The sequence below is a fragment of the Microbacterium sp. 4-7 genome (genome assembly GCF_014332665.1).
Taxonomy (GTDB): domain Bacteria; phylum Actinomycetota; class Actinomycetes; order Actinomycetales; family Microbacteriaceae; genus Microbacterium.
Map to the genome: position 1 here is coordinate 106437 of NZ_MCRH01000009.1, position 10415 is coordinate 116851.

Consider the following 10415-nt stretch of genomic DNA (forward strand, 5'->3'; position numbering starts at 1 on the left):
TCTAGGCTTGACGGTGTGAGCGAGTACATCGTCCGGCCTGCGCGCAGCGCCGACATCATCGGCATCCGGAACCTCCTGCAGCCGATGGTCGAGCAGCGCATCCTGCTCGGCAAGGATCTCGCGGTGCTCTACGGCGCCGTGCAGGAGTTCGTCGTGGCCGAAGCCGACGGCGAGCTGATCGGATGCGGTGCGCTGCACGTCTTCTGGGAGGACCTCGGCGAGGTGCGCACCCTCATGGTCCGCGGGGACTGGCTGCACCACGGCGTCGGTGGCGCGATCGTCGGCGCGCTCGAAGAGCAGGCTCGAGAGCTCGGGCTCAGCCGACTGTTCTGCCTGACCTTCGAGGTCGACTTCTTCGGCCGCCGCGGATACTCGATCATCGGCGAACAGGTCGTCGACCCCGACGTCTACTCTCAGCTGTTGCGCAGCGGCGACGCGGGTGTCGAGGAGTTCCTCGATCTCGCGCATGTCAAGCCGAACACGCTCGGCAACACCAGGATGCTGAAGAGCCTCAACTAACCTGAATCAATGCCTCGCCACTCCGCCGCCGTCTATCGTCGCCGCCGATTGGTGACCCTCGTCGCGGCGATCCTGCTCGTCGCCGTCATCGGCGCCGCGGTGTGGCTGCTCCTGGCACGCCCGTGGGCCAGCGCCGCCGAGGCGACGCCCTCGCCGAGTGCCTCGGCCTCGGGATCCCCGTCGCCGGATGCCACGACCTCCGAGTCGCCCGCCGCCGAGTCGCCGTCTCCTGAGCCGTCGGCCGATGAGACGCCCGGGATCGTCGCGTGCGAGGCCAAGGACGTCGAGGTGGCTGCCGTGACGGATGCCGATTCGTACGATCCCGGGGTGCTGCCGCAGCTGTCGATATCGCTGACGAACCGCGGGTCGACCGACTGCGCGATCGATGTGGGGTCGACGACTCAGCGGATGACGGTGTCGAGCGGCACCGATGTCTGGTGGACGTCGACCGACTGCCAGGAGAACCCGAGCAGCATGGTGGCCACGCTCACCGCCGGCGCGACCGTGACGAGCAAGGTGCCGGTCACCTGGGACCGCACGCGGTCGAGCGTCGAGACGTGCGCGGACGAGAATCGGCCGCGAGCTCCCGGCGGCGGAGCGTCGTATCACGTCGCTGTCGAGATCGGCGGCTTCAAAGGCACGACGACGAAGCAGATCCTCCTCTATTGAGGCAAAAACTAGCCAAAGGTCTTGAATACAGTCCTGCACTCAGTTTCGGGTGACACTGCTGTTTCTTTGGGATACCATTGGAGTGACCCTCGCAGACTTGCGGCGCATGCCATCCCCAGTGGCGTCGAGCACAGCGTCCCCAGCGCTTCGACATGCCGCCCGAGGGTCCGTGGGCCCTCTCGAGTACCCCAGTCCCCAATGGATGACTCGAGAGGGCCCCTTTCTTCTCCCGGCTCGGTTTCGGACCGCGCTGCGGCATCCGCTGAATATGCTGGATGCATGGCAGCGAAGAAGTCGAAATCCGCGAAGAGCAAGCCCGCACCTGAGGATTTCCGGTCGGATGCCCTCGCCCAGGCGTTGGAGAAGCAGGACATCGCGGCGGTCGCTCTCGCACTGCGCCACGGCACCACGGTCGTGCCGCTCGTGAAGTCCGGCGCCCGCGACAATCCTCTCGACAGCGGCGAGGTCTGGACCTATCGCGACCCCAACTCGGGCGATCTGGCGCTGCTGCTGTTCAGCGATGCCAAGAACAAGCCGGCCAACCTCCCACCGGGGGTCGGCATCTACAGTGCGGAGTGGCTGCGGAAGTTCCTCGGCGCGCACCCGATCACCACGGTGTTCCTCGACATCGCGGGACCGCACCCGATGCAGGCCTCTCCCGAAGAGCTGCTCAAGGCCCTCGACGCCTGAGTAGCGGCGCGAGCTCGCGTGCTCTCGCGACCGGCGCAGGACCCACGGCCCGTGCCGGGTCACTTTCGCATCGGATGGTCTGTGCGGGGTCAGTTTCGCATCCCGATCGCCCGTTTGGGGTGCGGAAGTGGCCCCGCTTGACGGTGCGGTGCGGAAGTGGCCCCGCATGGCGGTGCTTTGCGGTGCGGAAGTGGCCCCGCTTGACGGTGCGGTGCGGATGTGGCCCCGCTGACGGTGTTCGACCCGGCTGAGCGCGGGACAGGCGCTCATCGCTGCGGGCTCAGAACGGCGGGATGTCGGCTTCGCTGCGCCTGCTCGTGTTCCGCGCACGCACGTCGTTGAGCGCCGCACGCAGCGTCTTCGAGCGGTCGTCGACCACCTGGTCGTAGCCGAGCCGCGACGCCTCGGACCGACGCTGCGCCGACTGGGTGACGGGGCGGATCTCGCCGGCGAGGCTGAGTTCTCCGACGGCGGCGACCGTGCGAGGCACCGAGATCTGCTGGATCGACCCCGCCACGGCGATCGCGATCGCGAGGTCGGCCGCAGGCTCGGTGAAACGCACCCCGCCGACGGTCGAGACGTAGACGTCGAGGTTGCTCGTCTTGATGCCGGCGCGGCGTTCGAGGATCGCGAGCACCATCGCCACACGCGACGAGTCGAGTCCGTGCACCACCCGACGGGGATTCGGCGCGGTGGTGGTGATCGTCAGCGCCTGCACCTCGACCGGCAGCGCCCTGCGGCCCTCGAGCGAGATCGCGACGCAGGTTCCCGGCTCGGTGGCACCCTGCGACAGGAAGAGGCCGGACGGGTCGGGCACCTCGGAGATGCCCGCACCCGTCATCTCGAAGCAGCCGACCTCGTCGGTCGGACCGAAGCGATTCTTCAGCGCGCGGATGAAACGCAGCGACGTCTGACGGTCGCCCTCGAAGTGGCAGACGACGTCGACGAGATGCTCGAGCACGCGCGGCCCGGCGACGGTGCCGTCTTTCGTCACGTGCCCGACGAGGATGACGGGCAGCCCGCGGTCCTTCGCGACGCGGATCAGCGTGGCCGCCACTTCTCGGACCTGGCTCGGCTGACCGGCCGCGCCGTCGATGAGCGACGACGACACGGTCTGCACCGAGTCGACGATCACGAGCTGCGGGGCGACCTCGTCGATGTGGCCGAGGATCGTCGCGAGGTCGGTCTCGCTCGCCAGGTAGAGCTCGTCGTGCAGCGCGCCTGTGCGCTCGGCGCGCAGGCGCACCTGTGCCGGAGACTCCTCGGCGCTCGCATAGAGCACCCGACGGCCGGAGCGGGCGGCTTGAGCGGCGACCTCGAGCAGCAGCGTCGACTTGCCCACACCGGGTTCTCCGCTGAGCAGGATCGCCGCGCCGGGAACGATTCCCCCGCCGAGCACGCGGTCGAACTCGCCGACCCCGCTCGTGCGACGTGGAGCGTCTTCGGTGGTGATCTGCGTGATCGGTCGCGCGGCCTTCGCCGCGGTCGGCGCGAGCGGCGTGATCCGGCTCAGGATGCCCGTCTGGGTGCCCTGCTCCTGCACCGTTCCCCACTGCTGGCACTCGGCGCAGCGACCCACCCACTTGGCGGTCGTCCACCCGCATTCGGTGCAGACGTACGCAGGAGGAGCGGGTTTTCGGGTGGCCATGCAGCCAGGCTATCGCCGAGATCAGACATCCCTATCGCCTGGGGCATTATTCACGGCCGAACCACCCCATGGCGCCGAGCCCCCGCGGGATACTGGATCCATGGCCAACGGCGGGCCCGTCTGCGGGCCGATCTCGACCTTCTCGCGAGTGCAGATCCTGCACGCGCTGTTCGAAGGCGGCCCCCGCATCGATGGCGACGCCGAGCACGACGGCGGACCCGTGCGGACCCGCGGGGAGCGGACGATCGGCGAGCTGTGCGAGGCCACCGGCCTGCATCCCAACACGGTTCGCGAGCACCTGCAGCGCCTCATCGAAGGCGGCTACGTCATCCAGGCCAGTGAGCGCCGCACCACTCGCGGTCGTCCGCGCACGCTGTACAGCGCAGTGACCGGTGCGGCGGATGCCTCGAGTCCCATCGCCCGCGACAAGGCGAAGGCGGCCGCCGTCCGCGGCGATCTGCTGCGTCGGGTCCTGCCTGCGTCGGCATCCTCTCTCGGTCGCGATGCGACCTACCAGCTGGACGCCCTGATCGAACACTTGGAGGAGAGCGGCTTCGAGCCCGTCGTCGATGACGAGCAGCTCACCGTCGATCTCAGCCCGTGCCCGCATGCCGCGGGTCGCGCCGAAGACCGTCCGATGCTGTGCTCCGTGCACCTCGGCCTCATGCAGGGGGTGCTCACCGAAGCCGGTGGGCCGCTCGCCGCCGAGGCCGTTCGCACCTCCGCCCTGCCGGCGGACTGCACCGTGCAGCTGCGTCTGACGGAGATGTCCGCCGCCTAGGCGCGCATCTGCCTTATTCACGGTCGGCGGCCCATCGGGGGCGGCAGGCCCGTCGTTAGCGTGGCACCCAGGGCGCGGAAGAAGGAGTGGCTCATGGAATGGTTGGACCCGCTGGTCCTGTCTCGATGGCAGTTCGGTCTCACGACCGTCTATCACTACCTGTTCGTGCCGCTGACGATCGGCATGGCGCTCGTCGCCGCGATCTTCCAGACCGCGTGGGTGCGCACCGGCAAGGTGCAGTACCTGCACCTCACCCGGTTCTTCGGCAAGATCTTCCTCATCAACTTCGCCATGGGCGTCGTGACGGGCATCGTGCAGGAGTTCCAGTTCGGCATGAACTGGTCGGACTACTCGCGCTTCGTCGGCGACGTCTTCGGCGCTCCGCTCGCGTTCGAGGGGCTGCTCGCCTTCTTCTTCGAGGCCACGTTCATCGGCCTCTGGATCTTCGGATGGGACAAGCTGCCGCAGAAGCTGCATCTCGCCACGATCTGGTGCGTCTCGATCGGCAGCATCCTGTCGGCCTACTTCATCATCGCCGCGAACGCCTTCATGCAGAACCCGGTCGGGTACGTCTTCAACCCCGAGACGAACCGCGCCGAGCTCACCGACTTCTGGGCGCTGCTGACCAACCCGGTCGCGCTCGCCGCCTTCCCGCACACCATCTTCGGCGCGCTGATGTTCGCCGCCGGCGTCGTGATCTCGGTCTCGGCCTGGCACCTGGCACGCGGACAGCACTTCGACACCATGCGCATCTCGCTGAAGTTCGGCCTGTGGGCGATGATCTTCTCGACCGCCGGGGTCGTGCTCACGGGTGACCAGCTGGGCCTCGCGATGTATGCCGCTCAGCCGATGAAGATGGCAGCCGCCGAGGCGACCTTCAACACGGTGTGCGGGCCGGACGCCTCCTTCAGCCTCTTCACGCTCGGCACCCCCGACGGCAGCTCCGAGCTGTTCTCGATCCGCGTGCCGTACCTGCTGTCGCTGCTGTCGACCCACACGTTCGACGCGTGCGTGCACGGCATCAACGACCTCAACGCCGAGTACGCCACCACCTTCGCCGACACCGGACTCACCGAGTTCGCTCCGATCCTCTGGGTCACGTACTGGGCGTTCCGCTGGATGATCGGCCTCGGCATGGCCGCCGCCCTCGTCGCCGTGGTCGGCCTCTGGGTCACCCGCAAGGGCGCAAAGAACCCGCCGGCGCCGTGGATGTGGAAGCTCGCGATCTGGTCGTTCCCGCTCGCGCTCGTCGCCAACATCATGGGCTGGGTCTTCACCGAGATGGGCAGGCAGCCCTGGATCGTCTTCGGACTCATGACCACGCAGGACGGCGTCTCGCCGGGCGTCAGCGGCGTCGAGGTGCTGATCTCGCTGATCGCCTTCACCGCGATCTACGCCGCGCTCGCCGTGGTCGAGATCCGCCTCATCATCCGTGCGGCCCAGAAGGGTCCGGACACCGAAGAGCAGCCCCACGAGGAGACGGCCCAGCTGCCGTCCGTCGTGTACTGAGAAAGGGATCAGTCATGGAATACATGTGGTTCTGGATCGTCGCCTTCCTCTTCGTCGGCTACTTCGTGCTCGACGGGTTCGACTTCGGCGTGGGCATGTCGCTGCCGTTCCTCGGCAAGAACGACGTCTCGCGTCGCCAGGTCATCAACACGATCGGCCCCATCTGGGATCTCAACGAGACCTGGGTGATCGTCGCCGGCGCCTGCCTGTTCGCGTCGTTCCCCGAGTGGTACGCGACGCTGTTCAGCGGGTTCTACCTGCCGCTGCTGCTGATCCTGCTCGCGCTGATCCTGCGCGGGGTGTCGTTCGAGTACCGGCACCAGCGTGAGGGCGCTCAGTGGAAGCGCGGCTTCGACCGGATGATCGTGATCGGCTCGGCCGTGCCCGCGCTGCTGTGGGGTGTCGCGTTCGGCAACATCGTGCAGGGCGTGGCGATCGACGAGAACCACATCTACGTGGGCGGGTTCTTCGCACTGCTGAACCCGTATTCGCTGCTCGTCGGCATCACGACGCTGCTGCTGTTCTTCCTGCACGGCGTGCTGTTCGTCTCGCTCAAGACCGACGGCCAGGTGCACGCGGACGCTCGTCGTCTGGTCAAGCTCGCCGCCGGGCCGACGGTGCTCGCCGCCGCTGGCACCGTGCTCTGGACGATCGGCATCGCCTGGGATCGCGAGTCTCCGCTCATGCTGATGGTCATCGGATGCGGTCTCGTCGCAGCCCTCGCTCTCATCGGCTCGGTCGTCTTCTCGATGCGTGGCCGCGACGGGCGGGCCTTCACCGCGGGCGCTGTGACCGTGGCATCCGCTGTGGTGATGCTGTTCGCCGCGCTGTTCCCCTACGTGATGCCGTCGACGATCGACCCGGCGTTCAGCCTCACGATCGAGAACGCCTCGAGCACGCCGTATACGCTGACCATCATGAGCTGGACCGCCCTGATCGCCCTGCCGCTGGTGCTCGCGTACCAGACGTGGACGTACTGGATCTTCCGCAAGCGCGTCACCCGCAGCTCGATCGAGGGGGCTCCGGCACACGCGTGAGACACGGCTTCTGCTCCGGTCGCAGTTCGTGCCGCCTTCCTGATCGGGGAACGGCACGAACTGCGACCGGAGCGACCTGTCTGACCACCGCTGAGGGGGTGGCGCGGTGAAGCCGGTCGACATCCGCCTGCTGCGGTATGCGAGCGCCGCCCGTGGATTCCTGCTGCTCTCCGGCGCGATCGGGGTCGTGCAGACCGCGGTGACCATCGCGTTCGCGTGGATGCTGACGGATGCCGTCACCGGCGCGCTCGCCGGGCGCGATGTCACGGCATCCCTGCTCTGGCTGCTCGGACTCGCGGCCCTGCGGGGCGTGCTGATCGCGGCCTCGGATGCCGCCGGGACCCGCGCCGCGGCGAAGACGGGGATGCAGCTGCGTGCCGCTCTGATCGCCGCCGTCGGCCGCCTCGGACCCGGATGGCTCGCGCAGCGCAATCAGGCTGGCCTCGCCGTCACCGCAGGGCACGGGCTGGAGGCGCTCGACGCGTACTTCGCCCGGTACATCCCGCAGCTCGTGCTCACCGTCATCGCGACGCCGGTGCTGCTCGCGGTCATGTGGTGGCAGGACTGGCCGAGTGGACTGACGGCGCTCATCACGCTGCCGCTGATCCCGTTGTTCCTGATCCTCATCGGCATCGCGACCCGCACGGTGCAGCGCACGCAGTGGCAGACGCTGCAGCGACTCGCAGCACGGTTCGCCGACACCGTGCAGGGGCTCTCGACGCTGCGTCTGTTCGGGCGCGAGCGCCGGGCCGCCGCGCAGATCGAGCACACGGCCGACGAGTACCGTCGCGAGACCATGAAGGTGCTGCGGTTCTCGTTCCTGTCGGGGTTCGCGATGGAGCTGCTGGCCTCGCTCGCGGTGGCGCTGATCGCCGTGGCGGTGGGCTTCCGGCTGCTGTCGGGTGACCTGTCGCTCGAGGTAGGACTGTTCGTGCTGCTGCTCGCGCCCGAGACGTTCCTGCCGATCCGCCAGGTCGGAGTGCAGTTCCATGCGGCAGCCGAGGGGGTTGCGGCGACCGAGGATGTGTTCGAGGTGCTCGACGCGGCCGGGGCTCGGGAGGTCGGCGTTCACAATTCAGCACGGAACCGTGGCACGGTGTCGGGAGAAGAGCTGAGCGCTGGTTTTGGCCGTGTTCATGCTGAATTGCGAACGGGCGACGCGCGAGACCTCGTCGTCTCCGGTCTGCGCGTGCGCGATCTGCCGCCGGTCTCGTTCACAGCCGAGCCGGGAACCATCACGCTGATCGAGGGGCCGAGCGGCGCAGGCAAGTCGAGTCTGCTCGCGGCTCTGCGCGGTGCCGTCGAGTTCGAAGGCTCGGCTGCGGTCGCCGGAGTCGATGTGCGAGGTCGCGCGCCGTCGGAGTGGCTGGCCTGGAGCGGACAGCGCCCTCAGCTGAGTCGCGGCACGATCGCCGCGAATGTGGCGCTGGGGGATCCGGCACCGGATGCCGACGGCATCCGCCGTGCCCTGGATGAGGCGTGCGCGAACGACCTCGACCCTGCGCTCGAGCTGGGTGTGCAGGGCAGCGGGCTCTCGGGCGGACAGGCGCAGCGGGTCGCGGTCGCGCGGGCGCTGTATCGCCAGGCGCAGCGCCCCGACGCCGTGCTGGCGCTCGATGAACCGTCCAGTGCCTTGGACCCGGAGACCGAGCAGCGTCTGTGGAACTCACTGCGTGCGAGGGCGGATGCCGGGGCGACGGTGCTGCTCGTCTCGCACCGCCGGTCGGCACGGGACGTGGCCGATCAGGTCGTCGAACTGGGGGTGGGCGTGTGAGCGGCGCCAGCTCCGCCGCGCGTGTGCGCGGCATCCTGCGTCTCGCGCAGCCGCCGCTGCGTCGCTTCCTGCCCGGCGCGATCTGGGGCTTCCTCTCGGCGGGCGCTGCGGTGAGCCTTCTCGCGGTGAGCGGCTGGCTGATCGTCAGCGCCTCGATCGTCGACTCGCTCGTGCCGCTGTCGATCGCCGTCGTGGGTGTGCGGTTCTTCGCGGTGTCCCGTGCTGTCACCCGCTATCTCGAGCGGCTGAGCGGACACGACGCGGCGCTGCGGCAGCTCGCGTCGACCCGCGCCGACATGGTGCGGCGGCTGACTCCGCTGTCGCCTGCCGGACTCGGACGCACCGACCGCGGGCGGGTGCTGTCGGCTCTGGTCGACGACGTCGAGAATCTGCAGAACCTGCCGCTGCGCGTGGTTCAGCCGCTCGCGGTGGCGGGGCTCGTGGCGCTCGGTGCAGTGGGGTTCCTCGCGTTCGTGTCGCTACCGGCTGCCCTGACCCTGGCCGCCTGTCTGGTGATCGCCGCAGCCGCGGCGATCGGACTCGGGTGGCTGTTCGGGTCGCGCGCCGAGGCCGCTGTCTCGCGTCGTCGAGGCGACCTGTCGGCGGCGCTCACCGACTACTTCGGCTCGCTCGACGTGCTGCTCACCTACGGAGCAGAGCCGCAGGCCCGCGAGCGGGTGCGGCAGGCGGATGCCGAGCTCCGCCGCGCCGTCGGCACAGCGTCGCTGGCACAGGCGATCGCGGCGGGGGCCGTCTCTGCGGTGGCGGGCGCCGCATCGGTCTGGGCGCTGGCTGTCGCGGCGCCGGGCCTGCAGACCGGCGCGATCGACGGCCCGTGGCTGGCCGTCGCCGTGCTGGTGCCCATGGTCGTGTTCGAGGTGTTCGGCGCCGTGCCGATCGCCGCGGCATCCTGGCGCAGTGTGCGGTCGAGCGCCGAGCGCATCGTCGACGTGCTGCCGGCGGAGATGCCCGCCGAGCTGAGGTCGGACGACGGCGAGGATGTGACGATCGTCGGAGTTCCCGCGCTGCGACTCCGTGATGTGCGCGCGTGGTGGCCCGGGGGGACGCCGGCTCTCCGAGGAGTCGACCTGGACCTGCGTCCGGGAGAGCGTGTGCTGGTGGCCGGTCCGAGCGGGGCGGGCAAGAGCTCGCTCGCTGCCGCGCTCGTGGGGTTCCTGCGGATCGAGGGGGAGTATTCCGTCGGAGGCATGAATGCGGCGGAACTCTCCGGTCCCGCGTTGCGACGCACGATCGGGCTGTGCGAGCAGAGTCCACAGCTGTTCGACGAAGACATCCGCCAGAACCTGCTGTTCGCCCGAGACTCCGCGACCGACGATGAGCTGCTCGCGGTGCTCGACCGCGTCGGCCTCGGCGCCTGGGTGCGCGAGCGGGGCGGACTGGATGCGCGGGTCGGCGACCGCGGCGGACTCGTGTCCGGCGGGCAGGCGCAGCGGATCGCTCTGGCTCGCGCGCTGCTCAGGGGCTTCCCGGTGCTGGTGCTCGACGAGCCGACCGCGGGTGTCGACCCCGATGCATCCGATGCGCTGCTGCGCGACCTGCTGCACGCGGCGGGGGAGCAGTCGGTGCTGCTGATCTCGCACGTCGCCCCGCCCGCGGGCACCGTCGACAGGATCGTGCGGTTGGAGGACGGACGCACGGTCGCGGAGTAGTCCGGGGGCTGTCGGGGTTCAGGGGCGACTTCTCGCCGCTACCCCCGGGCACAGTGTCGGACGTCTAGGGCGGCGTGCCCTGGCATCCGTTCGTCCGTTCGGTGTGTCGGGGGGGGGG

The 10415-nt window shown here is 69.2% G+C and carries 9 protein-coding genes; 8 read left to right on the forward strand and 1 reads right to left on the reverse strand.

Features of this window, described 5'->3' with window-relative positions; all coding sequences use genetic code 11:
- Positions 1-15 precede the first annotated feature (15 nt).
- From BEP68_RS17845 to BEP68_RS17855, 3 genes are all read left to right on the forward strand, one after another.
- Positions 16-519: an amino-acid N-acetyltransferase gene (locus BEP68_RS17845; protein ID WP_042539928.1), complete on the forward strand. Its 504-nt coding sequence runs from the start codon at positions 16-18 to the stop codon at positions 517-519.
- Positions 520-528: 9 nt separating this feature from the next.
- Positions 529-1188, forward strand: coding sequence for a hypothetical protein (locus BEP68_RS17850; protein ID WP_053097731.1), 660 nt, complete (start codon positions 529-531; stop codon positions 1186-1188).
- Between the two features lie 279 nt (positions 1189-1467).
- On the forward strand, positions 1468-1878 hold the full coding sequence (locus tag BEP68_RS17855) for a dehydrogenase (RefSeq protein ID WP_187250761.1): 411 nt from the start codon (positions 1468-1470) through the stop codon (positions 1876-1878).
- Positions 1879-2158: 280 nt separating this feature from the next.
- Here the strand turns inward: BEP68_RS17855 and radA are convergent, their stop codons facing one another.
- A complete protein-coding gene (gene radA, locus BEP68_RS17860) occupies positions 2159-3526 on the reverse strand; it encodes a DNA repair protein RadA (protein ID WP_053097729.1) in 1368 nt (455 codons plus the stop codon).
- 100 nt (positions 3527-3626) lie between these two features.
- On the opposite strand from radA, the gene BEP68_RS17865 reads away from it, so the two are divergent.
- The 5 genes from BEP68_RS17865 (at position 3627) to cydC (ending at position 10297) form a co-directional block, all read left to right on the forward strand.
- Positions 3627-4307 (forward strand): ArsR family transcriptional regulator, encoded by a 681-nt coding sequence (locus BEP68_RS17865; RefSeq protein ID WP_053097728.1) that lies wholly within the window; start codon positions 3627-3629, stop codon positions 4305-4307.
- A 93-nt stretch (positions 4308-4400) separates the two neighbouring features.
- Complete coding sequence (locus BEP68_RS17870; protein WP_053097727.1) at positions 4401-5816, forward strand: cytochrome ubiquinol oxidase subunit I; 1416 nt, start codon at positions 4401-4403, stop codon at positions 5814-5816.
- A gap of 14 nt (positions 5817-5830) precedes the next feature.
- Complete coding sequence (cydB, locus tag BEP68_RS17875; RefSeq protein ID WP_187250762.1) at positions 5831-6853, forward strand: cytochrome d ubiquinol oxidase subunit II; 1023 nt, start codon at positions 5831-5833, stop codon at positions 6851-6853.
- A 106-nt stretch (positions 6854-6959) separates the two neighbouring features.
- On the forward strand, positions 6960-8627 hold the full coding sequence (gene cydD, locus BEP68_RS17880; protein ID WP_187250763.1) for a thiol reductant ABC exporter subunit CydD: 1668 nt from the start codon (positions 6960-6962) through the stop codon (positions 8625-8627).
- Positions 8624-10297 (forward strand): thiol reductant ABC exporter subunit CydC, encoded by a 1674-nt coding sequence (gene cydC, locus BEP68_RS17885; RefSeq protein WP_187250764.1) that lies wholly within the window; start codon positions 8624-8626, stop codon positions 10295-10297. Before cydD ends, cydC begins: the two co-directional genes overlap by 4 nt.
- Positions 10298-10415: the final 118 nt, after the last annotated feature.

Excerpts from the sequence above, each read along its gene's own strand:
- BEP68_RS17870 (WP_053097727.1), top strand. The coding sequence starts at position 4,401 with ATGGAATGGTTGGACCCGCTGGTCCTGTCTCGATGGCAGTTCGGTCTC.
- BEP68_RS17850 (WP_053097731.1), top strand. The coding sequence starts at position 529 with ATGCCTCGCCACTCCGCCGCCGTCTATCGTCGCCGCCGATTGGTGACC.
- BEP68_RS17865 (WP_053097728.1), top strand. The coding sequence starts at position 3,627 with ATGGCCAACGGCGGGCCCGTCTGCGGGCCGATCTCGACCTTCTCGCGA.
- cydB (WP_187250762.1), top strand. The coding sequence starts at position 5,831 with ATGGAATACATGTGGTTCTGGATCGTCGCCTTCCTCTTCGTCGGCTAC.
- BEP68_RS17855 (WP_187250761.1), top strand. The coding sequence starts at position 1,468 with ATGGCAGCGAAGAAGTCGAAATCCGCGAAGAGCAAGCCCGCACCTGAG.
- radA (WP_053097729.1), bottom strand. The coding sequence starts at position 3,526 with ATGGCCACCCGAAAACCCGCTCCTCCTGCGTACGTCTGCACCGAATGC.